The sequence below is a fragment of the Burkholderia sp. AU39826 genome (assembly GCF_020419965.1).
In the GTDB taxonomy this organism is placed as follows: domain Bacteria; phylum Pseudomonadota; class Gammaproteobacteria; order Burkholderiales; family Burkholderiaceae; genus Burkholderia; species Burkholderia semiarida.
Genome location: NZ_JAIZQG010000015.1, coordinates 105800 through 130860, shown reverse-complemented (window position 1 = coordinate 130860; position 25061 = coordinate 105800). Strand labels below are relative to the sequence as shown.

Below are 25061 nucleotides of genomic sequence, written 5' to 3'. Positions count from 1 at the left end.
CGCCGGCCGCAAATGCGGGCCGGCGACCTTCGCGCAACCGGCGTACGATCGGCCGAACGGCAGATTGTTCAAGCGTGTCGGCGCGCGGCACAATAGCGGAAATACTGGGCGGAGTGACGAATGAAGTTCATTGACGAAGCACGAATCGAAGTCATCGCCGGCGACGGAGGCGATGGCAGCGCGTCGATGCGCCGCGAGAAATTCGTCCCGTTCGGCGGGCCGGACGGCGGCGACGGCGGCCGGGGCGGCAGCGTTTACGCGATCGCCGACCGCAACATCAACACGCTGATCGACTACCGTTACGCGAAGAAGCATCTCGCGCGCAACGGCGAAAACGGCCGCGGCTCGGATTGCTACGGCAAGGGTGGCGACGATGTCACGCTGCGCATGCCGGTCGGCACGATCATCAGCGACATGGATACCGGCGAGTTGATCGCCGATCTGACCGAGCACGACCAGCGGGTGATGCTCGCGCAGGGCGGCGCCGGCGGCCTCGGCAACCTGCATTTCAAGTCGAGCACGAACCGCGCGCCGCGCCAGAAGACGGACGGCAAGCCGGGCGAGCGGCGCATGCTGAAGCTCGAGCTGAAGGTGCTCGCCGACGTTGGCCTGCTCGGCATGCCGAACGCGGGCAAGTCGACCTTCATCTCGTCGGTGTCGAACGCGAAGCCGAAGATCGCCGACTATCCGTTCACGACGCTCGCGCCGAATCTCGGCGTGGTGCGTGTCGGGCCGAGCAAGAGCTTCGTGATCGCCGATATCCCGGGGCTGATCGAAGGGGCGGCCGAAGGGGCGGGCCTCGGGCATCAATTCCTGCGCCACCTGCAGCGTACCGGCGTGCTGCTGCATCTGGTCGATCTCGCGCCGTTCGACGAAAGCGTCGATCCGGTCGCGGAAGCGACGGCGATCGTCGGCGAGTTGCGCAAGTACGACGAGGCGCTCTACGAGAAGCCGCGCTGGCTCGTGCTCAACAAGCTGGACATGGTGCCGGAAGACGAGCGCGAGGCCCGCGTCGCGGATTTCCTCGACCGCTTCGGCTGGGACGGCCCCGTGTTCGAGATCTCGGCGCTGACGGGCCAGGGCTGCGAAGCGCTGTGCTACGCGATCTACGACTACCTCTCCGAACATTCGGACGCGCATCGCGCGGCGGAGGCGGAGGATCTCGCGGCGGACGTGCGTTTCCGCGAGGCGCCGTCGGCGAAGGGTGGTGCGGCGCCGGGCGACGACGCCTGAACGGTTCGCTGACGCGCCGGGCGTGCCGCCCGGCGTTGGCGTTCCATCGGGCCCGTCCGGGGCGGGCATCAGATACAGGAGACAGTGCAGGATGCGTTCGATCATCGCGGATTCGAAGCGATTGGTGGTGAAGGTGGGCTCCAGCCTCGTGACGAACGACGGCAAGGGGCTCGATCATGCTGCAATCGGCCGCTGGGCAGCCCAGATCGCTGCGCTGCGTGCGCAGGGCAAGGAAGTCGTGCTCGTCAGTTCGGGCGCGATCGCCGAAGGCATGCAGCGGCTCGGCTGGAGCAAGCGGCCGCGGGAAATCGACGAGTTGCAGGCCGCCGCCGCGGTCGGCCAGATGGGGCTCGCGCAAGTCTACGAAAGCCGCTTTACCGAGCACGGCATCCGCACCGCGCAGATCCTGCTCACGCACGCCGACCTGGCGGATCGCGAGCGCTATCTGAACGCGCGTTCGACGCTGCTCACGCTGCTGCGGCTCGGCGTCGTGCCGATCATCAACGAGAACGACACGGTCGTCACCGACGAAATCAAGTTCGGCGACAACGACACGCTCGGCGCGCTCGTCGCGAACCTGATCGAAGGCGATGCGCTGATCATCCTCACCGACCAGTCGGGGCTGTTCACGGCCGATCCGCGCAAGGACCCGAATGCGACGCTCGTCGGCGAGGCCAATGCGGGCGCGCCGGAGCTCGAGGCGATGGCGGGCGGGGCCGGTTCGAGTCTGGGCCGCGGCGGAATGCTGACGAAGATCCTCGCGGCGAAGCGGGCGGCGCACAGCGGCGCGAATACCGTGATCGCAAGCGGCCGGGAGTCCGACGTGCTCGTGCGTCTGGCGGCCGGCGAGGCGATCGGCACGCAACTGATCGCACGGACCGCGCGGATGGCGGCACGCAAGCAATGGATGGCCGATCATCTGCAGGTGCGCGGCCATGTCGTGATCGATGCCGGCGCGGTCGAGAAGCTGACGGCCGGCGGCAAGAGCCTGCTGCCGATCGGCGTCACCGACGTGCAGGGCGCGTTCGCGCGCGGCGAGGTGATCGCGTGTGTCGGCCCGGACGGGCGCGAGGTGGCGCGCGGGCTCACGAACTACAGCAGCGCGGAAACGAAGCTGATTCACCGCAAGCCGAGCGGCGAGATCGAGGCCGTGCTCGGCTACATGCTGGAGCCCGAACTGATTCATCGCGACAACCTCGTGCTGGTGTGATCGCCAGCCGGTTTTCGTCGTCGAAATGAAAAAGCCCGCATCGCGCGGGCTTTTCGTTGCAGCGGGGCGATGCGGGCGACGGGCCCCCGCGCGCCGTCAGCGCAGCTGCGTCATCGCGGTGCGGTGGAACCGGATGTTTTCGAGGATCTGCCGGGTGGAGCCCTGGGGCATCTTGTTCGAGCAGAAGTAGTCCTGGTAGAGCGCGGAGTGGTAGGCGTTCAACTCGCCGTTCTCGATGCGCCGCCAGTCGTTCTCGACGGTGCGATCCCAGCCGTTGTGGTCCGCGTTCAGGCCGGCGTACTGGCGCCATTCGTAGGTGTCGCAGCGGATGCCTTCGTAGTTCACGTTGCGCGCGCCGGCGGGGCTCGTGATCACGACGGCGTAGCGCACGACGCCGTCGGTGCCGACGTCGAGCGACTTCGCATCGACGAAGAACTTGAGCGGCGTGTTCTGCGACACGTTGAATGGCAGCAGATCGCCCGTTTGCGGCAGCGGCGGCAGCGTGTCGACGGCGTTTTCCTTCCAGGTTCCCTGACGGTCGAGCAGGTACACGAACTCGCTGTCATCCTTGTTGGACGGCGCTTTCGAGTTCGCGCAGCCGGCCAGGGCGGCCATCGCGGCGATCGATGCGAGCGCGAGAGCAATCGCTTTCAATATGCATTCCTCGTAAAAAAAGGGCGCGACACCAAGGTCGCGCCCGGTCATGCAGTCCAACTCGTCATTTGCCGACGATCACGCGGGGCGGCATCTCGTCGAGCGTGCTCGCTTCCACTTCGACCTCCGAACAGACTACCGATGCGTCGACAATCGTCAGCGTCTGGGCCTGTGCGCCGATGACGCGCGGATAGCGCGACACACGCGGCCCGCGCGGCTTCTCGGCTCGCTGCGCCGGGCGGCGCAGGAAGCGCGACAGTTCCGTCAGCGCCAACTGATAGACATCCCGCTTGAACTCGATCACCGCATCGAGCGGCACCCAGTACTCGTTCCAGCGCCACGCATCGAACTCCGGGTGATCGGTCGCGCGCAAGCAAATGTCGCAATCGCGTCCGACCATCCGCAGCAGGAACCAGATCTGCTTCTGGCCGCGGTAATGACCGCGTACTTCGCGTTTGATGAACTTGTCAGGCACCTCGTAACGCAACCAGTCGCGAGTGCGGCCGATTATCTTGACGTGTTCCGGATGCAGGCCCGTTTCCTCGTGCAGTTCCCGGTACATCGCCTGCATGGGGGTCTCGCCGTACTTGATCCCACCTTGAGGAAACTGCCAGGAATGCTCGCGGAGCCGCTTGCCCCAAAACACCTCGTTGCGCGCGTTCAAGAGGATGATGCCGACGTTCGGGCGAAAGCCTTCACGATCCAGCATACAACCACCTTCGAATCCTTTAAAATTGCTTTGATTATAAACAGATAACGGGCGCTGCGCACCGTGACGGAGCGAATCCGCGCGGGGTACGCCGGCTGAATTGTCCCTGATTAGTCTGCTACGTCGTCTGCGCCATCGTCGTCCCTCGTTGTTCGCCGCGCGCAGCTTTTTCACCTTGAAACTTTTTCGGGCGCCCCGCCTGGGGGCGCCGTTTTTGGAACCGTCCGCATGAAAGCTTCCCGTTTCTTTATCGGCACCCTGAAAGAGGCACCCGCCGACGCAGAGATCGTCAGCCACAAGCTGATGGTCCGCGCCGGCATGATCCGTCGCGTCGCCGGCGGCATCTACAACTATCTGCCGGTCGGCCTGCGTTCGATTCGCAAGGTCGAGGCGATCGTGCGCGAGGAAATGAACCGGGCGGGCGCCATCGAGCTGCTGATGCCGGCCGTGCAGCCGGCCGAGCTGTGGCAGGAATCGGGCCGCTGGGAACAGTACGGCCCCGAGTTGCTGCGCTTCAAGGACCGCAAGGACAACGATTTCGTGATCGGGCCGACGCACGAGGAAGTCGTCACCGACATCGCACGCAACCAGATCAAGAGCTACCGGCAGATGCCGGTGAACTTCTACCAGATCCAGACGAAGTTCCGCGACGAGATCCGTCCGCGCTTCGGCGTGATGCGCGGCCGCGAATTCATCATGAAGGACGCGTATTCGTTCGACAAGGATGCGGCGGGCCTGAACGAGTCGTACCGCAAGATGTACGACGCGTACGTGCGCATCTTCACGCGCCTCGGCCTCGAGTTCCGCGCGGTGGCGGCCGACAGCGGCTCGATCGGCGGCAACTTCTCGCACGAATTTCACGTGATCGCCGACACCGGCGAGGACGCGATCGCGTACTGCCCGACGTCCGAATTCGCGGCGAACGTCGAGGCGGCCGAAGCGCTGCCGCTGATTGCCGAGCGCGCGGCGCCGGCCGAAACGATGGAAAAGGTCGCGACGCCCGGCAAGGCGAAGTGCGAGGCCGTCGCCGAACTGCTGTCGATCCCGCTCGAGCGCACGATCAAGTCGATCGTGCTCGCGACCGACAATGAAGGCGCCGAGCCGACCATCTGGCTCGTGATGCTGCGCGGCGATCACGACCTGAACGAGATCAAGGTGTCGAAGCTGCCGGGCCTGAAGAACCACCGCTTCGCGACCGAGCAGGAAATCGTCGAGTGGTTCGGCACGCCGCCGGGCTACCTCGGCCCGGTCGGCACGAAGAAGCCGGTGAAGGTGATCGCCGACCGCACGGTCGCGAACATGAGCGACTTCGTCGTCGGCGCGAACGAGGTCGACTATCACATCGCGGGCGTGAACTGGGGCCGCGACCTGCCGGAGCCGGAAGTCGCCGACGTGCGCAACGTGAAGAAGGGCGATCCGTCGCCGGACGGCAAGGGCGTGATCGACATCTGCCGCGGCATCGAAGTCGGCCACGTGTTCCAGCTCGGCACCAAGTACTCGGAAGCGATGGGCGCGACGTTCGTCGACGAGTCGGGCAAGCCGCAGCCGATGCTGATGGGCTGCTACGGCGTCGGTATCACGCGTATCCTGGGTGCGGCGATCGAGCAGAACTTCGACGACCGCGGCATTATCTGGCCCGAGTCGATCGCGCCGTTCGAGGTCGTGCTGTGCCCGATGGGCTACGACCGCAGCGACATGGTGCGCGAGACGGCCGACAAGCTGTACGCGGAACTCGTCGCCGCCGGCATCGACGTGATCCTCGACGATCGCGGCGAGCGCCCGGGCGTGATGTTCGCCGACTGGGAGCTGATCGGCGTGCCGCATCGTCTCGTGATCGGCGAGCGCGGCCTGAAGGAAGGCAAGGTCGAATACCAGGGCCGCCGCGACGCCGAAGCGACGCTGCTGCCGGCCGACGCGGCCGCGGCGACGGTCGCCGAGAAGATCCGCGCCGCGCTCGCGCACTGAGCGCGGCGACCGGGGACACGATGGAATACACGTTCCTGTCCGCCACCGTGCTCCTCGTGCTGATCACGGACCCGCTCGGCAACATCCCGCTGTTCATTTCGGCGATGCGGGATGTGCCGCGCGAGCGGCGCGTGAAGCTGATCCTGCGCGAAGTAGGGATCGCGTTCGTGATCCTGCTGTTCTTCATGCTGGTCGGCGATCGCTTTCTGCGGATGATGAGCCTCACCGACCTGTCGCTGCGGCTCGGCGGCGGGATCGTGCTGTTCCTGATCGCGCTGCGGATGATCTTCCCGCATCCGGACGGCGCGCTCGGCAGCGATCCGCGCGCGGGCGGCGAGCCGTTCATCGTGCCGCTCGCGATTCCGGCGCTGGCGGGGCCGTCCGCGCTCGCGACGGTGATGCTGATGACGTCGCAGGCGCCCGGCAAGATGCTCGAGTGGGTCGGCGCGCTGACGGTCACGATGCTCGTCTGCGCGATCACGCTGGTGCTGGCCGAACGGATCCAGCAGTGGCTCGGCGAGCGGACGGTCGCGGCGTTCGAGCGGCTGATGGGGCTCGTGCTCGTCGCGATCTCGGTCGAGATGCTGCTGGCCGGCATCCGCGCGTTCGTGCACCAGTTATAAGCAGGCGGCGCGGAAACAAAAAAGCGGCGCTCCGGGCAACCGGCGCGCCGCTTTCTATTTATATGGCGGGTATATGGCGGACAGCGCGGCGATCAGACGTTCGCGGTCAGCGCGCGGATCGTCGGCAGGTTGCGCCAGTAGCCCTTCGCGTCCATCCCGCAGCCGAACACGTAGCGGTCCGGCACCGAGAAGCCGCAGAAGTCGGGGTGCAGCGGTTTCGCCTTCGTGAGCGTCTTCTCGCACAGCACGGCGGACATGAAGCGCTTCGCGCCCATGTCGAGGATGCGGTCGCGGATCGCGGCCATCGTCTCGCCTTCGTCGAGGATGTCGTCGAGTACGAGCACGATGCGGTCCTTCACCGATTCGCGCGGTGCGACGCGCCAGTGCATCTCCGGGCTGCCCTGCGTCGTGTTGCGGTAGCGGGTCAGGTGGATGTAGTCGAATTCGAGCGGGAAATCGAGATGCGGCAGCAGCATCCCGGTAAACACCGCGGCGCCGCCCATCACCGAGAGAACGAGCGGGAACGCGTCGCCGATCTCGGCGCGGATCGCGTCGGCCATCTTCGAGATCGACGCGTTGACGGCGTCGGCCGAGACGATCTCTTCGGAGTGGTCGAAAATGTGGAGGGCTTCTTCGCGGTTCATGTGTTCTGGCGGGCAGTCGGTATACAAATAAGGATGAAGCAGAACGGCCGGCGCGCGCTACGGCAAAAACCCGCGCGCCGGCCGACGGGCGAAATCAGCGCATGCCGGGCATCATGCCCTTCAGCCCGCGCATCATCTTCTGCATGTTGCCGCCCTTCAGCTTCTTCATCATCGTACGCATCTGGTCGTACTGGTTCAGCATCCGGTTGACTTCCTGCACCGGCACGCCCGCGCCGGCTGCGATGCGGCGCTTGCGCGTCGCCTTGATGATTTCGGGTTTCGCGCGCTCGGCGGGCGTCATCGAGCTGATGATGCCTTCCATCCGGCGGATCGACTTCTCGGCCTGGCCCATGTCGGCGCCGGCCGCCGCCTGCTGGAACTGCGCGGGCAGTTTGTCCATCAGCGACGACAGGCCGCCCATGTTCTTCATCTGCGAGATCTGCGCGCGGAAATCGTTCAGGTCGAAGTCGCCGCCTTTCTTGACCTTGTCGGCGAGCTTCTGCGCGGCCTGGACGTCGACGCCGCGCTGCGCCTCCTCGACGAGCGCGAGGATGTCGCCCATGCCGAGGATCCGGTTCGCCATCCGGTCGGGGTGGAACACCTCGAGGCCGTCGAGCTTCTCGGCGACGCCGACGAACTTGATCGGCTTGCCCGTGATGTGGCGCACCGACAACGCGGCGCCGCCGCGCGAGTCGCCGTCGAGCTTGGTGAGGACGACGCCGGTGAGCGGCAGCGTGTCGTTGAAGGCCTTCGCGGTGTTGACCGCGTCCTGGCCGAGCATCGCGTCGACGACGAACAGCGTTTCGGCCGGCTTCAGCACGCCGTGCAGCGCGGCGATTTCCTGCATCATCGCCTCGTCGATGCCGAGGCGGCCGGCCGTGTCGACGATCAGCACGTCATGGTAGTGACGCTTCGCCCAGTCGACGGCCGCGAGCGCGATGTCGACGGGCTTCTGGTCCGGCGTGGACGGGAAGAAATCGGCGCCGACCTGTTCGCTCACCGTTTTCAGCTGCATGATCGCGGCCGGGCGATACACGTCGCACGACACGGTCAGCACCTTCTTCTTGTACTTCTCGCGCAGCAGCTTCGCGAGCTTGCCGGCGGTCGTGGTCTTGCCCGCGCCCTGCAGGCCGGCCATCAGGATCACCGCGGGCGGCGTGACCGCGAGGTTCAGCTCGGCGGCCTTGCCTTCGTAATCGCCGCCGATCACGGCGGTGAGTTCCTTCTGGACCACGCCGACGAGCGCCTGGCCCGGCGACAGGCTGCTGATCACTTCTTCGCCGAGCGCCTTTTCCTTGACCTTGGCGATGAATTCGCGGACGACCGGCAGCGACACGTCGGCTTCCAGCAGCGCGAGACGCACCTCGCGGAGCATCTCCTGCGTATTCGCCTCGGTGAGCCGGGCCTCGCCGCGCAGCGTCTTGACGACGCGCGCCATCCGTTGAGTGAGATTGTCGAGCATGGGGAGCGATGGACAGTGGGGCCCGAAGGCGCGGCGGAACCGAACAAAGGGAGCCGTCGCGGGGAGGGGGCCTAGTGTAAACTTCGAACATGGATATTGTACTGTATGCCCTCACCGCATTCCTGTACGGCGGCCTCGCCGTCGCAGGCTGGCGTGCGCACCGCCAGGGTGCGACGCCGCTCGTCGCGAGCGTGCCGGCCGTGCCGGTCCCGGCGTCCGCCGCGTCCGGGATGAGCGGGGCCGGCCGCGCGCTGCTGTTCGCCGCGCTGGTCGCGCACGGCGTGCTGCTGCACATGACGATCTTTCCGAACGACGCGATGGTGTTCGGCTTCGCGTTCGCGCTGTCCGCGATGTTCTGGCTCGGCGCCGGCATCTACTGGATCGAGAGCTTCTTCTTCCCGCTCGACAGCCTGCGCCTGCTGGTGCTGCCGCTCGCGTGCGGCGCGTCGCTGCTGCCGCTGATATTCGGCGGCGTGCGGGTGCTGCCCTATGCCGCGGCGCCGCTGTTCAAGCTGCATTTCCTGATCGCGAACATCGCGTACGGCCTCTTCGCGATCGCCGCGCTGCACGCGATCCTGATGCTGATGGTCGAGCGGCGTCTGCAGTCGCTCAGGAGCGGCGGGCGCGACGGCTCGACGGGCTGGATCGCGAGCTGGCTCGAAACGCTGCCGCCGCTGCTCACGCTCGAGAAGCTGCTGTTCCGCCTGATCGGCGCCGGCTTCGTGCTGCTGACGCTGACGCTCGCGTCGGGCATCCTGTTCAGCGAGCAGGTCGACGCGCGCGCGTTGCGGCTCGATCACAAGACGGTGTTCGCGATCCTGTCGTGGCTGATGTTCGGCGGCCTGCTGGTCGCCCGCAAGACCTCGGGCTGGCGTGGCCGCGGGGCCGCGCGCTGGGTGCTCGTGTCGTTCGCCGCGCTGCTGCTCGCGTATGTCGGCAGCCGGTTCGTTTTCGAGGTGCTGCTGCACCGCTCCGTGGTTTGACCGCAGGTTTCCGATGCGACAGATTCTTCTCCTGATTCTTCTCTTCTTCGCGGGTTCGTGGCTCGCGCGCAAGCTGCGCCACGCGCAGGAACAGGCGCAGGCGCGCGGCGGTCGCGGCGCCGGTGCCGCGCGCCCGAACGGCGACGCGCGCTCGCTGCCCGAACCGATGGTGCGCTGCGCCGAGTGCGGCGTGCATGCGCCGAAGGGCGATGCCATCGCCGCGAGCGGCGAATACTTCTGCAGCGCCGAGCATGCGCAGCGCCACGCCGCGCGCGTGAACGGCCGCGACGCCCGATGAGCGACGCGCCGGTGTTGTCGGTCGACGCGAACGGCTGGGTGCGCGAAGCGCGCCATGCGCCGTCGCCGAACTTCGAGGCGCGGCCCGCGGGTGCGGTGCCGACGCTCGTGGTCGTCCACAACATCAGCCTGCCGCCCGGCGAATTCGGCGGCGACGCGATCGAGGCGCTGTTCCTGAATCGTCTCGACTGCGATGCGCACCCCTATTACCAGAGCCACCTGCGCGGCGTGCGCGTGTCCGCCCATTTCCTGATCCGTCGCGGCGGCGAGCTCGTGCAGTTCGTGTCGTGCGACGAGCGCGCATGGCACGCGGGCTCGTCCGAGTTCTTCGGCCGCACGCGCTGCAACGACTTCTCGATCGGCATCGAGCTCGAGGGGGCCGACGACGTGCCGTTCGACGATGCGCAATACGCGGTGCTCGCCGCGCTCTCGCGCGCGCTCGCCGCGCGCTACCCGGTCGATGCGTTCGCCGGGCATTCGGACGTCGCGCCGGGCCGCAAGACCGACCCGGGCCCGCATTTCGATTGGCAACGCTTCGCGAGCGATGCCGGTTTTTCCGCCGAATACTTTCCTTTCCGTCAGCACTGATCGCGGGGTTTTTTGATCGGAGAAAGTTTTTTCTCCGATCAATGCCTTGCCGCGTCTGCGCGTGAGCGATGTCAAGACCTCTATCGCAAATTATCCGTTTGGACGTCCTCCGAATGTCCACTATACTTGGTGCCAGTTGAGCGGTTCTGTACTAGATATAGTGTGTGTCGCAGGGGAAAACCCGAGCAGCACCGGCCGGCGGGCAACGTCGGCGGACAGGGTTCTCAAGGCGGCGCGTCAGGCCAGGCGGTCCGGGCGTCGCGACCAGCGCAGCGAACATCGACGGGGCAGGGTACACATGACGAAGCACACGACCGGCCGGGTTGTCGCGCATCGACCGAACCGGCTTCCCCGGCACATCGCTCGCCTCTTACCGCTCGCGCACCGCATTGCGCAGCGTTCGTTTTAATCCGCGGTTCTCTCCGCACCATCCAACACCAGGAGCTTTGCACATGCAAACCACCGACAACGCGACGTCCCAGTACGAGAGCGCCTCGAGCCGTCCGCTCGGCGGGACCGAACAGGGCGCGAAGGCGCTCGCGCCGCAGGCCACGTTCGCCGACTACAAGGTGATCCGCCGCAACGGCAGCGTGGTGTCGTTCGAACCCTCGAAGATCGCGATCGCGGTGACCAAGGCTTTCCTGGCCGTCAATGGCGGGCAGGGCGCGGCATCGGCGCGCGTACGCGAGCAGGTCGAGCAACTGACGCACAACGTCGTCCGCGCGCTCGTGCGCAGCCGCCCGAACGGCGGTACGTTCCATATCGAAGACATCCAGGATCAGGTCGAACTCGCGCTGATGCGCGGCGGCGAGCACAACGTCGCGCGTGCGTACGTGCTGTACCGCGAGAAGCGTCACCTCGAGCGCCAGCATGCGGGCGAGGAAGCGGCGGCAGCGGGCGGCGAGTCGACCACCGGCATCAACGTCGTCGACAACGGCGTCACGCGCCCGCTCGACCTGAACGCGCTGCGCGCGCTGATCGTGTCGGCGTGCGACGGCCTCGGCGCTGCGGTTAACCCTGACCCGATCGTCGCGGAGACGGTGAAGAACCTGTACGACGGCGTGCCGATGAGCCAGGTCTACGACTCGGCGATCCTCGCGGCGCGCACGATGATCGAAAAGGATCCGGCATACAGCCAGGTCACGGCCCGCATCCTGCTGCACACGATCCGTCGCGAGATCCTCGGCGAGGAAGTCGTGCAGGCCGAGATGTCGACCCGCTACGCCGAGTACTTCCCGCAGTTCCTGAAGCGCGGCGTGGACGCCGGCCTGCTCGACGACAAGCTGCTGCAGTTCGACCTGAAGCGCCTCGGCGAAGCGCTCGACGCGAACCGCGACCTGCAGTTCGGCTACCTCGGCCTGCAGACGCTGTACGACCGCTACTTCCTGCACGTCGAAGGCACCCGCATCGAAATGCCGCAGGCATTCTTCATGCGCGTCGCGATGGGCCTGTCGCTGAACGAGATCGACCGCGAAACGCGCGCGATCGAGTTCTACAACGTGCTGTCGAGCTTCGACTTCATGAGCTCGACGCCGACGCTGTTCAACTCGGGCACGCACCGCTCGCAGCTGTCGTCGTGCTACCTGACGACGGTCGCGGACGATCTCGACGGCATCTATGAGGCGCTGAAGGAAAACGCGCTGCTGTCGAAGTTCGCCGGCGGCCTCGGCAACGACTGGACGCGCGTGCGCGCACTCGGCTCGCATATCAAGGGCACGAACGGCAAGTCGCAAGGCGTGGTCCCGTTCCTGAAGGTCGTGAACGACACGGCCGTCGCGGTGAACCAGGGCGGCAAGCGCAAGGGCGCGGTCTGCGCGTACCTCGAATCGTGGCACCTCGACATCGAGGAGTTCCTGGAGCTGCGCAAGAACACCGGTGACGACCGTCGCCGCACGCACGACATGAACACGGCGAACTGGATTCCCGACCTGTTCATGAAGCGCGTGATGGAAGGCGCCGACTGGACGCTGTTCTCGCCGTCGACCTGCCCGGACCTGCACGACAAGTTCGGCGCGGAATTCGAGGCGGCTTACACGGCTTACGAAGACAAGGTCGCGCGCGGCGAGATCAAGCTGTTCAAGAAGATCCCGGCGCAGCAGCTCTGGCGCAAGATGCTCGGCATGCTGTTCGAGACGGGCCACCCGTGGATCACGTTCAAGGATCCGTGCAACGTGCGCTCGCCGCAGCAGCACGTCGGCGTCGTCCACTCGTCGAACCTGTGCACGGAAATCACGCTGAACACGAGCGACACCGAAATCGCGGTGTGCAACCTCGGCTCGGTGAACCTCGTCGCCCACCTGGTGAAGCAGGCCGACGGCAGCTACGCGCTCGACCACGACAAGCTCAAGCGCACGATCAGCGTCGCGATGCGCATGCTCGACAACGTGATCGACATCAACTACTACGCGGTGCCGAAGGCGCGTAACTCGAACCTGAAGCACCGCCCGGTCGGCATGGGCATCATGGGCTTCCAGGACTGCCTGCACCTGCTGCGCACGCCGTACGCGTCGCAAGCGGCGGTCGAGTTCGCCGACCGTTCGATGGAAGCCGTCTGCTACTACGCGTACTACGCGTCGACCGAGCTGGCCGAGGAGCGCGGCCGCTACTCGAGCTACCGCGGCTCGCTGTGGGATCGCGGCATCCTCCCGCAGGACACGCTGAAGCTGCTGACGGAAGCGCGCGGCGGCTACGTCGAGGTCGACACGTCGGAATCGCTCGACTGGACGACGCTGCGTGCGCGGATCGCCACGCACGGCATGCGCAACTCGAACTGCGTCGCGATCGCGCCGACGGCGACGATCTCGAACATCATCGGCGTGTCGGCCTGTATCGAGCCGACCTTCCAGAACCTGTACGTGAAGTCGAACCTGTCGGGCGAATTCACGGTGGTGAACGAATATCTCGTCCGCGACCTGAAGGAGCGCGGCCTGTGGGACGAAGTGATGGTCGCCGACCTGAAGTACTTCGACGGCATGCTGTCGCGCATCGACCGCATCCCGGCCGACCTGCGCGCGATCTACGCGACCGCGTTCGAGGTCGACCCGACGTGGCTGGTCGAAGCGGCATCGCGTCGCCAGAAGTGGATCGACCAGGCGCAGTCGCTGAACATCTACATGGGCGGCGCGTCGGGCAAGAAGCTCGACGAGGTGTACAAGCTCGCATGGCTGCGCGGCCTGAAGACGACCTACTACCTCCGCACGATGGCGGCGACGCACGTCGAGAAGTCGACGGTCGCGCACGGCGCGCTGAACGCGGTGCCGACGGGCGGTGCGGGCAGCGGCGGTGCAGGCGGTTCGGGCAGCGGCGGCGCGCAAGGCGCGGCGGGCGGCTTCGGTGCGGCAGGCGGCGCTGCATCGTCGGGTGCGGTCAACGCGGCGCCGGCGCTCGCGCCGGTCGAAGCAGACGGTCCGGTGTGCACGATGCGTCCGGGCGACCCCGGCTTCGACGAGTGCGAAGCGTGCCAGTAACGCAGTGCGCCTGACCTGAGAAGCAGGCCTGGGCGGCGCGCACGACGACCGATCGAGGTTGAAGTGTGCGCCGCTCTCAACTAAAAAAATGATAAGGAATCTGTAACGCGACACCTGCGTTGCAGGCAGTGACAAGCGATCGAAACAGCCCCGACGACGTCGCGTTTCGATCAGCGTTCGACGCGTCGAGCGCACCTCGCGATACAAGCGCGACTCACATCGCGCGCTGCATGAACGACGATGCGTTGCTCAAAGTGTTGTATCGAGGTCGCAACGCGAATCGAAAAAAGGATTTTTCGTGAGCGAACCCTTTTATCGCTCAGGAAAAGATGGTACAAACCGTTCTAAATTGATGGTGAGAATTTATGCTCAACTGGGATGACGAGAAGACTGCCGTAACCCCCGCGAGCGGAGCGCAGCAAAACGCGATGCGCACCTCCGCCGGGATGGCTGTCGGAATGCAGGCTGCAACGCCTGCCGCCCATCAGGTCCGTGACATTTTCGAAGGCGATCTTGCGGTGCCGCCGCAAGCATCGGCTGTTCCCGCCGGCGGTACGGAAGCGCGGGTCAATGTCGCCGACAAGCGCATCATCAACGGCCAGACTGACGTCAATCAGCTGGTGCCGTTCAAGTACAAGTGGGCGTGGGAAAAGTATCTGGCCGGTTGCGCGAACCACTGGATGCCGCAGGAAATCAACATGTCCCGCGACATCGCACTGTGGAAGGACCCGAACGGTCTGACCGAGGACGAGCGCCGCATCGTGAAGCGCAACCTCGGCTTCTTCGTGACGGCCGATTCGCTCGCGGCGAACAACATCGTGCTCGGCACGTACCGCCACATCACGGCGCCCGAGTGCCGGCAGTTCCTGCTGCGCCAGGCGTTCGAGGAAGCGATCCACACGCACGCGTACCAATACATCGTCGAATCGCTCGGCCTCGACGAAGGCGAGATCTTCAACGCGTACCACGAGGTCACGTCGATCCGCGCGAAGGACGAATTCCTGATCCCGTTCATTCATACGCTGACGGACCCGGCCTTCAAGACCGGCACGCTCGAAGCGGATCAGAAGCTGCTGAAGTCGTTGATCGTGTTCGCCTGCATCATGGAAGGCCTGTTCTTCTATGTCGGGTTTACGCAGATCCTCGCACTCGGCCGCCAGAACAAGATGACGGGTGCTGCGGAGCAATATCAGTACATCCTGCGCGACGAGTCGATGCACTGCAACTTCGGCATCGACCTGATCAACCAGATCAAGCTCGAGAACCCGCATCTCTGGACCGCCGAATTCCGCGCCGAGATCCGCGAGCTGTTCAAGCAGGCTGTCGAACTCGAATACCGCTACGCCGAGGACACGATGCCGCGCGGCGTGCTGGGTTTGAACGCGTCGATGTTCAAGAGCTATCTGCGCTTCATCAGCAACCGCCGTTGCCAGCAGATCGGCCTCGACCCGCTGTTCCCGAACGAGGAAAACCCGTTCCCGTGGATGAGCGAGATGATCGACCTGAAGAAGGAACGCAACTTCTTCGAGACGCGTGTGATCGAGTATCAGACGGGGGGCGCGCTGTCCTGGGAATAACCCGCAGCAGCGAACCCGTTACATGATGGAGCAGCCGGTGGCCTCTCGGCCCCGGCCCAAGGTTTAGGAGCAAGAACGCCTGATGCAAAGCATGCCCGGTGCCTTAGCGGCCCAACGATACGACAGGCACTTTGCGAACCCTTCAGTGGGATGGGCAAACTTCCCTCCGGAAAAAGCGGACGGCCGTGTGGCGGTCCGCTTGATCAAGCGATTAGGGGTAGCGGCGCGAGGTGCGCCGGCTACCGACTTGATTTGGCGCGCGAGGCCGGGTGGTCACGCGCGCCATACCGTATTCATTAGCGTAAGCGCGCGGTATCTGCGTACGCCGATGAATAGCCCGCTTCGAAGCGCACGTCCTGAACAGCGTCCGCGGGAAGCGGGTTTTGACGAAGGGTGTAGTTTGAACTGACTCTCATCTGAACCTGAAGGAGAACAACATGGCTACTGCCAAGAAGAAACCGGCTGCTAAGAAGGTTGCTGCAAAGAAGACCGTTGCGAAGAAGGCTGCTGCTCCGGCGAAGAAGGCCGCGGTGAAGAAGGTTGCCGCGAAGAAGGTCGCGGTGAAGAAGGTTGCCGCGAAGAAGGCAGCACCGGCGAAGAAGGCCGCTGCAAAGAAGGTTGCAGCCAAGAAGGTCGCAACGAAGAAGGTTGCAGCCAAGAAAGTCGCAGCGAAGAAGGTCGCGGTGAAGAAGGTTGCTGCAAAGAAGGCAGCACCGGCCAAGAAGGCCGCCGCGAAGAAGGTTGCAGCCAAGAAAGTCGCGGTGAAGAAGGTTGCCGCGAAGAAGGCCGCACCGGCGAAGAAGGCTGCTGCGAAGAAGGCCGCGCCCGCGAAGAAGGCTGCTGCGAAGAAGGCCGCGCCTGCGAAGAAGGCTGCCGCGAAGAAGGCTGCGCCCGCCAAGAAGGCTGCCCCTGCGAAGACGGCTGCCGCACCGGCGAAGAAGGCTGCTGCGCCGAAGAAGGCCGTCGTGAAGAAGGCCGCGCCGGCAACGACCGCGTCGACCGCATCGGTTGCGCCGGCATCGGGCGTGAAGACCGCGCTCAACCCGGCAGCCGCATGGCCGTTCCCGACCGGCAGCCGTCCGTAATCGCGGCTGAGCAGCATCACCCGGACACTCATGTGTCCGTGGGTTGAGTAGCGCTACTCAATCAGTCCCGCCATCTGGCTCAGGTGGCGGGATTTTTTTCGTCCGTATTCGTCCGTATGGGTCATCGATCGGCGGGCCGACGCGAGCGCGGACGAAAACGGCCGGACGAAAAAAAACGCATGCGCGGCTTCGCACATGCGTTCGACCGCGGCTTGCGCCGCGTGCTGAGGATATCGGTTAGTGCGTGACGCGCGTGACGCCGCCGCTCGACAGCAGGCGTACGCGCTCGCCGGCGCGGAACGCTTCGCCGCTCGCTGCCTGCGTGATCGAGCGCAGGTCGCCGTTGTCGAGACGCACGGTGATTTCGACACCGTTCGCCGTGCTGAGGTTTTCGCCGACCGCGTTGCCCGCGACCGCACCGACGAGGCCGCCGGCGATCGCCGTCAGGATCGAACCTTTGCCGCCGCCGATCGCGCTGCCCGCGACCGCACCGAGTGCGCCGCCGCCGAGCGTGCCGATCGCGCTGCCGCCGCCGTCGGACTGGATGCGCACCGCGCGGACGCTTTCGACCGTGCCCATGCGGACCGTTTGTTCGCGCTGCGCCTGGCCGACGCTATAGACATCCGCCGAACCGGGTGCCGTGAAGCAGCCGGCGAGGGTCAGCGTGGCCGTCAGCATGGCCGCGAGCGTGAGGGTTTTTCTGGTCAACATCTTTGCTCTCCCACAATATTCATTTGAGACTGTAACCGAATGCAGTCTCGAAGCGTGCGTCGATTTCCTCGCGCGTCAGTACGTAAGTCTGGGGCCCTTGATGAGCGATCTTGAGCGAGCCCAACAGGCTCGCGAGGCGGCCCGTGGTTGCCCAGTCGAGACCGTGCTCGATGCCGTACAGCAAGCCGCCCCGGAAGGCGTCGCCGCAGCCGGTCGGATCGGCGATGCGCTCGGCCGGCACGACCGGAATCTGCTCCGTGCCCTGCTTGTGGCGGATGGTCGCGCCGTGCTCGCCGCGCGTAATGACGAGCGCGTCGACCCGGCTGGCGATTTCGTCTTCGGACCATCCCGTCTTGTCGCTCACCAGCTTGGCCTCGTAGTCGTTGACCGCTACATAGGTCGCAAGTTCAATGCTGCGGCGCAGCGTCGCACCGTCGAACAGCGGCAGGCCCTGGCCCGGATCGAACACGAACGGCACACCGGCGCGGGCGAGTTCTTCCACGTGCTGCACCATTCCGTCGAAACCGTCCGGGCCGACGATCGCGAGCTTGATGTCCGGCGCGTCGCCCGCATGGTTCAGGTGCGACTGCATCATCGCGCCCGGGTGGAATGCGGTGATCTGGTTGTTGTCGAGATCGGTCGTGATCATCGCCTGCGCGGTGTACGTATCGGGCAGCACGCGCACATGGTCGCGGCGCAGGCCGAGCTGGTCGAACCGGTCGAGATACGGCTGCGCGTCGAACGCGCCCATCGTGGCCATGATGCGCGCATCGCCGCCGAGCAGGTGCAGCGCGTACGCGATGTTGCCCGCACAGCCGCCGAATTCGCGGCGCATCGTCGGCACGAGGAAGCTCAGGTTGATGAGGTGCACCTGGTCGGGCAGGATGTGCTCGCGGAACCGCCCTTCGAAGGTCATGATGGAGTCGTAGGCGATCGAGCCGCAAATCAGCGTAGCCAAGGTGTGCGTTCCTGTAGAAATGAGGGGCCCTGCGCGACAACGCCGCGCGAAGGGCGCGGCGCGGCAGGGGAAAGCGGAAGAAAGCTTACTTCAGTGCGGCGAGCGCTGCATCGTAGTTCGGCTCGTCCTTGATTTCGCCGACGAGTTCCGCGTGGATCACCTTGTCCTGCGCGTCGAGCACCACCACCGCACGCGCGGTCAGGCCGTTCAGCGGGCCGCTCGTCACGTCGACGCCGTACGCGTTCGCGAATGCGCGGCCGGTGCGGAACGTCGATGCCGTCACGACGTTCGCGAGGCCTTCGGTCGTGCAGAAGCGCGTGGCGGCGAACGGCAGGTCGGCGGACACGACGATCACGACCGTGTTGTCGAGCGACGACGCGGCTTCGTTGAACTTGCGGGTGGACGTCGCGCAGGTCGGCGTGTCGAGGCTCGGCACGATGTTCAGCACCTTGCGCTTGCCGGCGAAGCTGGCGAGCGTCAGATCGGCGAGATCCTTGCCGACCAGCTTGAAATCGGCGGCTTGCGCGCCGACGGCCGGGAACGTGCCGGCGAGATCGATCGGGTTGCCACCCAGCGTAACTTTGCTCATGTTCGTGCTCCGAAATAGCGCGCCGCTCGGGCGCGCGGGTTGAGACGGGCGCGCAAGCGCGCCGCGGCGCGTCACGGATAGAAGATCTGGACGCGGAAATTCGAGGCCGGCGTGCCGTTCGTTTCGAGGCGGACGACCATCGTCTGCGTCGTGCCGGGCGGCAGCCCGGCGTCGATCGGCGTGCCCGGGCGCACGTAGTCGCGCGGCGCGAGCACGCGACGCACGGTGACGTGGTTGGTGTCGTCGAGCAGCGTGAGTTCGAGCGACGGGTACGCGAGCGCGACGCGGTAGCGGTTCGTCAGCGGCACCTTCAGTTCGAGCTCGCGCGGGCCGTCGAGCTGGCGCAGGTCGGTCGCGTCGAGCCGCAATCCGTCGATCGCGCGCGGCGGCGTGACCGTGCAGCCGAGCGGCGCGCACGCCTGCCGGAACCAGCCCTGCGTGGCGGGCCAGTAGATCATCAGCGTTTCGCGCTGCCACCACGCCAGTTGCGCGGCGAGCAGGGCGACCAGCGCGGCCGCGACGAGGCCGCCGAAAAAGCCGCCGAGCATCCCGCGCCGCTGCGGCGCGCGCGTCTCGCGCGTGACGGCGAAGTGGGGACGATCGTCATCGGTCGGTGCGGCGGGGAACGGGACGGCCAGTTGGACGGCCGGTTGGTCGGCCGGCTGGACGTCTGGCTGGATGATCGGTTCGTCGGCCGCTGCTGTCGTCGGGGCCTTGTCGTGCCGGGCGAAGGTATCGGGTTCCGATGCGGTTTCGGTTTCGGTAACGGCGGGCGCGGGCCTGAACGCAAAGCGCGGTTCGCGCGGCGCGCGTTCGTCGTCGGGCGCCGCGAAGTGCGCGGGCACGACGGGTTCGACCGGTTCGGCGGCGGTTTCCGTTTCGGGCGGCAGGTGAGCGACGAAGCGCGGCTCGCGCGGGTCGCGCTCGACGGGCGCGGGCGACGACGCGGCTTCCCCGGTTTCGTGCGGTTCGTGCGGTTGCGGCGAATGCGGTTCGGCCGGTTGCTCGACGGCTGCCGAGGCATCGAGCTCGGCCGGAGACGACGCGAACGGCTCGGGCGTACCCGACAGATGGACGACGCCGGCTTCCGTGGACGGAAGCGCGAGCGGTATCAGCGGTTCGGTGCGCACGGTCTCGGCGCTGTGCTGCAGCGACGGATCGACGCCGCCGTCTAGCCACGGCGCCCACATGTCCCAGCCTTCCGGCTTGTAATCGGTGCCGGTCGGCAATTCGGGCGGCGCGTCGGTGGCGAACAGCCGAGCCGGGGCGGCCTGCTGGCGTGCGTCGCCGCCCTGCGGCGCGGCAGCCGGTTCGGTCAAGGCCGGCTCGGGCTGCCGCGCGTACTCGGGAACGAGCGATTCGGCGGCGTTGAAGACTTCGTGGCAATGCCCGCAGCGCACGAGCCCCTGGTGCAGCGAGAGCTGTTCCTGCTGCAGCCGGAAGACGGTTTCGCAATGAGGGCAGCGCGTCGCAAGAAGCATGTCGAGCCGGGCGGCCTGCTGGCCAGAGTGAAGGACAGCGCTATTCTAATGGCTTTCGCGGCGGGTTCCGGCGAGGCATACCCAACCTTCGTGCTCGCGCCAGACCGAGATGTCGACGTAGCGCGCATAGACGGCCGCCACTTCGTCGGCCTGGCGCGCGAGCACGCCGGACAGCGCGATGCGCCCGCCGGGCTTGACCTTCGACGCGAGCATCGAGGCCATCAGCTTCAGCGGGTTCGACAGGATGTTCGCGACGACGATGTCGAATTCGCCGTCCGGGCAGGCGTCGGGCAGCCCGTACGTGACTTCCGCGCGGTTGCGTTCGCTGTTCTGGCGTGCCGATTCGACCGCCTGCGGATCGATGTCGATGCCGATCACGGGGTTCGCCCCGCATTTCTTCGCGAGGATCGCGAGGATGCCCGAACCGCAGCCGTAGTCGAGCACCGACTGGCCCGGCTTCACCGACTGCTCGAGCCATTCCATGCACAGCCGGGTAGTGGGGTGGCTGCCGGTGCCGAACGCGAGGCCCGGATCGAGTTCGAGGACGAGCGCATCGGGATCGGGCGCATCGTGCCACGACGGCACGACCCAGATCCGCTCGCCGATCGGGATCGGCTCGAACTGCGACTGCGTGAGCCGCACCCAGTCCTGCTCCTCGACTTCGCGCACGACGAACTTCGGCGTTTCGGCGATGCCGATCTCGTTCGCGGCCGCCGCGAGCAGCACGGCCGGCTCGTGGTCGGCCGACAGCAGCGCGACCACGCGCGAGCGCTGCCACGCGGTGCGATCGGGCACGAGGCCCGGCTCGCCGAAGAGCGGCTGTTCGTCGGGCGTGTCGGCGTCGGCGTCCTCGACGGACACCGACAGCGCGCCGAGCTCGAGCAGCGCGTCGGACAGGGCCTCCGCATGCTCGCGGGCCAGTTCGACGACGAGTTCGCGATAACTCATGCTTACGCTTCTTCCGGTGCGACCTGCTGCTTCTGCGCGAGCCGGTTTTCGAGGTAGTGGATGCTGGTGCCGCCTTCGACGAACTTCGAGTCGATCATCAGCTCGCGATGCAGCGGGATGTTGGTCTGGATGCCTTCGACGACCATTTCCGACAGCGCGATGCGCATCCGGCGGATCGCCTGTTCGCGCGTCGCGCCGTAGGTGATCAGCTTGCCGATCATCGAATCGTAGTTCGGCGGGACGAAATAACCATTGTACGCGTGCGAATCGACGCGCACGCCGGGGCCGCCCGGCGTATGCCACGACGTGATCCGGCCCGGCGACGGCGTGAACTTGAACGGATCTTCGGCGTTGATCCGGCATTCGATCGCATGCCCGCGGAACTGGATGTCGCGCTGGCGCAGCGCGAGCTTCTCGCCGGCCGCGATGCGGATCTGTTCCTGCACGATGTCGACGCCCGTGATCAGCTCCGATACCGGATGCTCGACCTGCACGCGCGTGTTCATCTCGATGAAGTAGAACTCGCCGTTTTCGTACAGGAATTCGAACGTGCCCGCACCGAGGTAGCCCATCTTCTTGCACGCGTCCGCGCAGCGGTCGCCGATGCGGTCGATCAGGCGGCGCGGAATGCCGGGCGCCGGCGCTTCCTCGATCACCTTCTGGTGGCGGCGCTGCATCGAGCAGTCGCGCTCGCCGAGCCAGATCGCGTTCTTGTGCGCGTCCGACAGCACCTGGATCTCGATGTGGCGCGGGTTCTCGAGGAACTTCTCCATGTACACCTGCGGGTTGCCGAACGCACGGCCGGCTTCCTCGCGGGTCATGTTGACCGCGTTGACGAGCGCGGCTTCGGTGTGCACGACGCGCATCCCGCGCCCGCCGCCGCCGCCAGCCGCCTTGATGATGACCGGATAGCCGATCGTGCGCGCAATCTTGACGATCTCCTTCGGATCGTCCGGCAACGCGCCTTCCGAGCCCGGCACGCACGGCACGCCGGTCTTGATCATCGTCTGCTTCGCGGTGACCTTGTCACCCATCATGCGGATCGTTTCCGGACGCGGGCCGATGAACGTGAAGCCCGACTGCTCGACGCGCTCCGCGAAATCGGCGTTCTCCGACAGGAAGCCGTAGCCGGGGTGGATCGCCTCGGCATCGGTGACTTCCGCGGCGCTGATCAGCGCCGGCATGTTCAGGTAGCTCAGGTTCGACGGGGCCGGGCCGATGCAGACGGCTTCGTCCGCGAGGCGCACGTACTTGGCTTCCTTGTCGGCTTCCGAGTAGACGACCACCGTCTTGACGCCGAGTTCGCGGCACGCACGCTGGATGCGCAGCGCGATTTCACCGCGGTTGGCAATGAGGATTTTTTCAAACATAGCGAGTATTCGTCTCTTCGAGGGGCGCGCGAACGGCGCCTGGCGAGCATCGGCGGCGCGCGGCCGGCAGGGCCGCGCGGCGGGCTTAGCCGATCACGAAAAGCGGCTGGCCGTATTCGACGGCCTGGCCGTTCTCGACGAGGATTTCCTTGATCACGCCGGCCTTGTCCGACTCGATCTCGTTGAGCAGCTTCATCGCTTCGATGATGCAGATCGTCTGGCCTTCCTTGACCGTGTCGCCGGCCTGCACGAACGGGTCGGCGCCCGGCGACGGCGCGCGATAGAACGTGCCGACCATCGGCGACGTCACGACGTGGCCCTGCGGAGCGGCCGGTGCGGCTGCGGCGCCGGCGGCCGGCGCCGCAGCGCCTTCGGTCGGCAGCGCGGCGGACGGAGCAGGCGCGCTGACTTGCGGGGCATACCCAGCCGTCGGCTGCACGTAGACCGGCGGCGCGTTCTTGACGATACGCACCTTGCCTTCGCCTTCCGTCACTTCCAGCTCGGAGATGCCGGATTCGGAAACGAGGTCGATCAGAGTTTTCAGCTTACGAAGATCCATCGGGAATTCCCCTTTCAATACGTGAAAGCGCCGGTGAGCGGCCGGCGCTGAATCTAGATCGCGAAATCAGCCGCGCGACGCGCCTTGCAGCTTGTCCAGCGCGTACTCGAGCGCGTACAGATAACCTTTCCAGCCGAGCCCGCAGATCACGCCTTCGGCCTGGTCGGAAAAGTAGGAGTGGTGCCTGAACGCTTCGCGGCGATGCACGTTCGACAGGTGAACCTCGACGAACGGAATGCCAACGCCGGCGATCGCGTCCCGGATCGCAACGCTCGTATGCGTATACGCGGCCGGATTGATCAGGATGAAGTCGGTCTGTTCCTCCCGCGCGGCCTGGATGCGGTCGACCAGCGCACCTTCATGGTTGCTCTGGAACGACGACAGTTCGGCGCCGGCCTCCTGGGCGCGCGCGGCAAGCGCCTGATCGATCTGCGCGAGCGTGACGCGGCCGTACACCTCCGGTTCCCGGGTGCCGAGAAGGTTCAGGTTGGGGCCGTGCAACACCAGCAATCGTGTCATGGTCGCTTCTATTTCTGCGGAATTGCGCGAACTTTAGCGCTATTTAGAGAAATTTGTCTAGTTTTGCCGAACGGCCAGACGCGTCGGGCCCGCAAGAATTACCGGTGCGGATGCAAAGTATCGGCGAATTCACGCGAAATTGCGGCGAATGCCCGGCAAATCACCGCGAACGCGCAGGCCGTCGCTTGCGCAGATTACAGCGCGTCGAGCGTCTTTTTCAGCTCGGCCGGCTGGATTTGTCCTAATTTTGTCTCGCGGATCTTGCCGGTTTCGTCGATGACGACGGTAAACGGCAGCGCGCCGGCGGTATTTCCGAAATTGCGGGCCAGATCGGCGCCCGCATAGCCGCTGACGAAGACCGGGTAATCGACCTTCACCTTCTGCAGGAAATTCTTCACGTTCTGCTCGGAATCCACGCCGATCCCGACGAAGCGGATGCCTTTCTGCTTGTACTGATGCGACAGCGCGACGAGCTCGGGCATCTCCTCGACGCACGGGCCGCACCACGACGCCCAGAAATTGACGACGACTTTCTGGCCCTTGAAGGCGGCCAGCGTGGCCGGCTTGCCGTCGACGCCGGTGAGCGACGACGCCCACAGCTGGTCGACCGGATTGCCGTGGGCGGCCGGCGCGGCGACGGCGACGCCGTCGTCCGTCGTGCCGCGGAACCAGTGGCCGGCGGCGATCCCGCCGGCAACGGCGGCGGCCGCGACCACCGCGAGCGCCAACATGCGTTTCATCATCATCGTTGAATCATTCCGGTTCGGAAGGGGCCTCGCCTGCCGCGACGAGTGCGCGCAGCGCGGCGGCGTCCGCGCGGGCGACGCGGCCGCGCGCGTCGGCCTTCACCGCGCCGCGCAGGTCGTCGCTCGCATACAGCGCGAGATGGATGCCGATCGCGTCCACGTCGCGCCGCGGGCGCCACAGGAAACTGAGCGTTTCGACGTCGCCGCGGCCCGCGAAATGCCGCGTCTCTGACACGTCGTACTGGACGTTCTGGTTCAGCAGGTAGATCGCGACGTCCTTCGGGTTGTCGGTGAATGCCTGCAAATGGATATCCGAATGCGCGTTCGCGGTGCCGTTCAGCACGGCGCCCGTCACATAAGGATGGAACTCGGCGAGCCGGCGCATCCAGTCGAGCGCGATCTCGCGCAGGCGGCGCAGTTCGTCCGGCTGCGTGTCGCTCTGGAACAGCGCGAGGTACTCGCGCAGTTCTTCCTCGATCTGGTCGTTATCCGGCAGCCATTCGCCCGCAACGCGCGAATCGCCCAGCAACTGGCGCGCGGCCTTGCGTTTCGCGCCGGCGTAGTCCAGCCCGTCCTCCGCGATCAGGCGGGCGGCGGACTGGGCGATTTCCTCGCGGACGCGCCGCGGGTCGACAAGAGGTTTGCGAGACATGATCCGGCAATCATACTCGATCGTCGCGGCG

The 25061-nt window shown here is 66.0% G+C and carries 25 protein-coding genes; 11 read left to right on the top strand and 14 right to left on the bottom strand.

Annotation, left to right across the window (positions count from 1 at the left end):
- Positions 1-120: 120 nt before the first annotated feature.
- Both obgE and proB read left to right on the top strand, forming a co-directional pair.
- A complete protein-coding gene (obgE, locus tag LGM42_RS23325; protein ID WP_059580889.1) occupies positions 121-1233 on the top strand; it encodes a GTPase ObgE in 1113 nt (370 codons plus the stop codon).
- Positions 1234-1324: 91 nt separating this feature from the next.
- Positions 1325-2443 carry a glutamate 5-kinase gene (gene proB, locus LGM42_RS23320; protein WP_059580892.1) on the top strand — a complete coding sequence of 373 codons (1119 nt, stop codon included), beginning with the start codon at positions 1325-1327 and terminating at the stop codon, positions 2441-2443.
- 96 nt (positions 2444-2539) lie between these two features.
- Here the strand turns inward: proB and LGM42_RS23315 are convergent, their stop codons facing one another.
- Both LGM42_RS23315 and LGM42_RS23310 read right to left on the bottom strand, forming a co-directional pair.
- Positions 2540-3148, bottom strand: coding sequence for a CNP1-like family protein (locus tag LGM42_RS23315; protein WP_059580894.1), 609 nt, complete (start codon positions 3146-3148; stop codon positions 2540-2542).
- 13 nt (positions 3149-3161) lie between these two features.
- A complete protein-coding gene (locus LGM42_RS23310) occupies positions 3162-3806 on the bottom strand; it encodes an RNA pyrophosphohydrolase (protein WP_059580896.1) in 645 nt (214 codons plus the stop codon).
- Positions 3807-4034: 228 nt separating this feature from the next.
- On the opposite strand from LGM42_RS23310, the gene LGM42_RS23305 reads away from it, so the two are divergent.
- Positions 4035-5771: a proline--tRNA ligase gene (locus tag LGM42_RS23305; RefSeq protein ID WP_226233286.1), complete on the top strand. Its 1737-nt coding sequence runs from the start codon at positions 4035-4037 to the stop codon at positions 5769-5771.
- Between the two features lie 20 nt (positions 5772-5791).
- Positions 5792-6394 carry a MarC family protein gene (locus tag LGM42_RS23300; protein ID WP_059638023.1) on the top strand — a complete coding sequence of 201 codons (603 nt, stop codon included), beginning with the start codon at positions 5792-5794 and terminating at the stop codon, positions 6392-6394.
- A 92-nt stretch (positions 6395-6486) separates the two neighbouring features.
- Here LGM42_RS23300 and LGM42_RS23295 read toward each other — a convergent pair whose 3' ends face one another.
- Both LGM42_RS23295 and ffh read right to left on the bottom strand, forming a co-directional pair.
- A complete protein-coding gene (locus LGM42_RS23295; protein ID WP_059580903.1) occupies positions 6487-7038 on the bottom strand; it encodes a hypoxanthine-guanine phosphoribosyltransferase in 552 nt (183 codons plus the stop codon).
- Between the two features lie 94 nt (positions 7039-7132).
- Positions 7133-8500 (bottom strand): signal recognition particle protein, encoded by a 1368-nt coding sequence (gene ffh, locus LGM42_RS23290; protein WP_059580906.1) that lies wholly within the window; start codon positions 8498-8500, stop codon positions 7133-7135.
- A gap of 89 nt (positions 8501-8589) precedes the next feature.
- On the opposite strand from ffh, the gene LGM42_RS23285 reads away from it, so the two are divergent.
- The 7 genes from LGM42_RS23285 to LGM42_RS23255 all read left to right on the top strand — a co-directional run bounded on the left by LGM42_RS23285 (position 8590) and on the right by LGM42_RS23255 (position 16497).
- A complete protein-coding gene (locus LGM42_RS23285) occupies positions 8590-9483 on the top strand; it encodes an inner membrane protein YpjD (protein WP_059580909.1) in 894 nt (297 codons plus the stop codon).
- A gap of 13 nt (positions 9484-9496) precedes the next feature.
- Positions 9497-9781 (top strand): PP0621 family protein, encoded by a 285-nt coding sequence (locus LGM42_RS23280; RefSeq protein ID WP_226233285.1) that lies wholly within the window; start codon positions 9497-9499, stop codon positions 9779-9781.
- A complete protein-coding gene (gene ampD / locus LGM42_RS23275; RefSeq protein ID WP_059580913.1) occupies positions 9778-10368 on the top strand; it encodes a 1,6-anhydro-N-acetylmuramyl-L-alanine amidase AmpD in 591 nt (196 codons plus the stop codon). Before LGM42_RS23280 ends, ampD begins: the two co-directional genes overlap by 4 nt.
- A gap of 452 nt (positions 10369-10820) precedes the next feature.
- A complete protein-coding gene (locus LGM42_RS23270) occupies positions 10821-13835 on the top strand; it encodes a ribonucleoside-diphosphate reductase subunit alpha (RefSeq protein WP_060965546.1) in 3015 nt (1004 codons plus the stop codon).
- A 365-nt stretch (positions 13836-14200) separates the two neighbouring features.
- Entirely contained in the window at positions 14201-15412 is a 1212-nt protein-coding gene (locus tag LGM42_RS23265) for a ribonucleotide-diphosphate reductase subunit beta (protein WP_006476978.1), read from the top strand.
- Between the two features lie 82 nt (positions 15413-15494).
- Positions 15495-15821: a hypothetical protein gene (locus LGM42_RS23260; RefSeq protein WP_081059043.1), complete on the top strand. Its 327-nt coding sequence runs from the start codon at positions 15495-15497 to the stop codon at positions 15819-15821.
- A gap of 28 nt (positions 15822-15849) precedes the next feature.
- A complete protein-coding gene (locus tag LGM42_RS23255) occupies positions 15850-16497 on the top strand; it encodes a histone H1-like DNA-binding protein (protein ID WP_081059044.1) in 648 nt (215 codons plus the stop codon).
- 237 nt (positions 16498-16734) lie between these two features.
- On the opposite strand, the gene LGM42_RS23250 is transcribed toward LGM42_RS23255, so the two are convergent.
- The 10 genes from LGM42_RS23250 to LGM42_RS23205 all read right to left on the bottom strand — a co-directional run bounded on the left by LGM42_RS23250 (position 16735) and on the right by LGM42_RS23205 (position 25030).
- Positions 16735-17208, bottom strand: a complete 474-nt coding sequence (locus tag LGM42_RS23250) for a glycine zipper 2TM domain-containing protein (RefSeq protein ID WP_059580922.1) — start codon at positions 17206-17208, stop codon at positions 16735-16737.
- A 19-nt stretch (positions 17209-17227) separates the two neighbouring features.
- Positions 17228-18166: a carbohydrate kinase family protein gene (locus tag LGM42_RS23245; RefSeq protein WP_059580925.1), complete on the bottom strand. Its 939-nt coding sequence runs from the start codon at positions 18164-18166 to the stop codon at positions 17228-17230.
- An 85-nt stretch (positions 18167-18251) separates the two neighbouring features.
- Positions 18252-18755: a thiol peroxidase gene (gene tpx / locus LGM42_RS23240; RefSeq protein ID WP_050013872.1), complete on the bottom strand. Its 504-nt coding sequence runs from the start codon at positions 18753-18755 to the stop codon at positions 18252-18254.
- 71 nt (positions 18756-18826) lie between these two features.
- Positions 18827-20236, bottom strand: coding sequence for a DUF3426 domain-containing protein (locus LGM42_RS23235; protein ID WP_226233284.1), 1410 nt, complete (start codon positions 20234-20236; stop codon positions 18827-18829).
- 45 nt (positions 20237-20281) lie between these two features.
- Positions 20282-21184, bottom strand: coding sequence for a 50S ribosomal protein L11 methyltransferase (gene prmA, locus LGM42_RS23230; RefSeq protein ID WP_099316055.1), 903 nt, complete (start codon positions 21182-21184; stop codon positions 20282-20284).
- 2 nt (positions 21185-21186) lie between these two features.
- On the bottom strand, positions 21187-22554 hold the full coding sequence (gene accC, locus LGM42_RS23225; RefSeq protein WP_059580930.1) for an acetyl-CoA carboxylase biotin carboxylase subunit: 1368 nt from the start codon (positions 22552-22554) through the stop codon (positions 21187-21189).
- Positions 22555-22639: 85 nt separating this feature from the next.
- Positions 22640-23113, bottom strand: coding sequence for an acetyl-CoA carboxylase biotin carboxyl carrier protein (gene accB, locus LGM42_RS23220; protein WP_059580933.1), 474 nt, complete (start codon positions 23111-23113; stop codon positions 22640-22642).
- A gap of 66 nt (positions 23114-23179) precedes the next feature.
- Positions 23180-23632, bottom strand: coding sequence for a type II 3-dehydroquinate dehydratase (gene aroQ, locus LGM42_RS23215; protein WP_040143361.1), 453 nt, complete (start codon positions 23630-23632; stop codon positions 23180-23182).
- A 194-nt stretch (positions 23633-23826) separates the two neighbouring features.
- Positions 23827-24378: a TlpA family protein disulfide reductase gene (locus LGM42_RS23210; RefSeq protein ID WP_059580937.1), complete on the bottom strand. Its 552-nt coding sequence runs from the start codon at positions 24376-24378 to the stop codon at positions 23827-23829.
- Between the two features lie 7 nt (positions 24379-24385).
- On the bottom strand, positions 24386-25030 hold the full coding sequence (locus LGM42_RS23205; protein ID WP_059580939.1) for a hypothetical protein: 645 nt from the start codon (positions 25028-25030) through the stop codon (positions 24386-24388).
- Between the last annotated feature and the right edge of the window lie 31 nt (positions 25031-25061).

What these genes read in the sequence shown, in the direction of transcription:
- LGM42_RS23205 (WP_059580939.1), bottom strand. Translation starts at nt 25,030, where the DNA reads ATGTCTCGCAAACCTCTTGTCGACCCGCGGCGCGTCCGCGAGGAAATC.
- LGM42_RS23295 (WP_059580903.1), bottom strand. Translation starts at nt 7,038, where the DNA reads ATGAACCGCGAAGAAGCCCTCCACATTTTCGACCACTCCGAAGAGATC.
- LGM42_RS23235 (WP_226233284.1), bottom strand. Translation starts at nt 20,236, where the DNA reads ATGCTTCTTGCGACGCGCTGCCCTCATTGCGAAACCGTCTTCCGGCTG.
- LGM42_RS23260 (WP_081059043.1), top strand. Translation starts at nt 15,495, where the DNA reads ATGCAAAGCATGCCCGGTGCCTTAGCGGCCCAACGATACGACAGGCAC.
- ampD (WP_059580913.1), top strand. Translation starts at nt 9,778, where the DNA reads ATGAGCGACGCGCCGGTGTTGTCGGTCGACGCGAACGGCTGGGTGCGC.
- obgE (WP_059580889.1), top strand. Translation starts at nt 121, where the DNA reads ATGAAGTTCATTGACGAAGCACGAATCGAAGTCATCGCCGGCGACGGA.
- LGM42_RS23315 (WP_059580894.1), bottom strand. Translation starts at nt 3,148, where the DNA reads ATGACCGGGCGCGACCTTGGTGTCGCGCCCTTTTTTTACGAGGAATGC.
- LGM42_RS23310 (WP_059580896.1), bottom strand. Translation starts at nt 3,806, where the DNA reads ATGCTGGATCGTGAAGGCTTTCGCCCGAACGTCGGCATCATCCTCTTG.
- LGM42_RS23270 (WP_060965546.1), top strand. Translation starts at nt 10,821, where the DNA reads ATGCAAACCACCGACAACGCGACGTCCCAGTACGAGAGCGCCTCGAGC.
- LGM42_RS23210 (WP_059580937.1), bottom strand. Translation starts at nt 24,378, where the DNA reads ATGATGATGAAACGCATGTTGGCGCTCGCGGTGGTCGCGGCCGCCGCC.
- LGM42_RS23255 (WP_081059044.1), top strand. Translation starts at nt 15,850, where the DNA reads ATGGCTACTGCCAAGAAGAAACCGGCTGCTAAGAAGGTTGCTGCAAAG.
- ffh (WP_059580906.1), bottom strand. Translation starts at nt 8,500, where the DNA reads ATGCTCGACAATCTCACTCAACGGATGGCGCGCGTCGTCAAGACGCTG.
- LGM42_RS23300 (WP_059638023.1), top strand. Translation starts at nt 5,792, where the DNA reads ATGGAATACACGTTCCTGTCCGCCACCGTGCTCCTCGTGCTGATCACG.
- LGM42_RS23280 (WP_226233285.1), top strand. Translation starts at nt 9,497, where the DNA reads ATGCGACAGATTCTTCTCCTGATTCTTCTCTTCTTCGCGGGTTCGTGG.
- accB (WP_059580933.1), bottom strand. Translation starts at nt 23,113, where the DNA reads ATGGATCTTCGTAAGCTGAAAACTCTGATCGACCTCGTTTCCGAATCC.
- proB (WP_059580892.1), top strand. Translation starts at nt 1,325, where the DNA reads ATGCGTTCGATCATCGCGGATTCGAAGCGATTGGTGGTGAAGGTGGGC.
- LGM42_RS23285 (WP_059580909.1), top strand. Translation starts at nt 8,590, where the DNA reads ATGGATATTGTACTGTATGCCCTCACCGCATTCCTGTACGGCGGCCTC.
- aroQ (WP_040143361.1), bottom strand. Translation starts at nt 23,632, where the DNA reads ATGACACGATTGCTGGTGTTGCACGGCCCCAACCTGAACCTTCTCGGC.
- prmA (WP_099316055.1), bottom strand. Translation starts at nt 21,184, where the DNA reads ATGAGTTATCGCGAACTCGTCGTCGAACTGGCCCGCGAGCATGCGGAG.
- LGM42_RS23265 (WP_006476978.1), top strand. Translation starts at nt 14,201, where the DNA reads ATGCTCAACTGGGATGACGAGAAGACTGCCGTAACCCCCGCGAGCGGA.
- LGM42_RS23305 (WP_226233286.1), top strand. Translation starts at nt 4,035, where the DNA reads ATGAAAGCTTCCCGTTTCTTTATCGGCACCCTGAAAGAGGCACCCGCC.
- tpx (WP_050013872.1), bottom strand. Translation starts at nt 18,755, where the DNA reads ATGAGCAAAGTTACGCTGGGTGGCAACCCGATCGATCTCGCCGGCACG.
- LGM42_RS23250 (WP_059580922.1), bottom strand. Translation starts at nt 17,208, where the DNA reads ATGTTGACCAGAAAAACCCTCACGCTCGCGGCCATGCTGACGGCCACG.
- accC (WP_059580930.1), bottom strand. Translation starts at nt 22,554, where the DNA reads ATGTTTGAAAAAATCCTCATTGCCAACCGCGGTGAAATCGCGCTGCGC.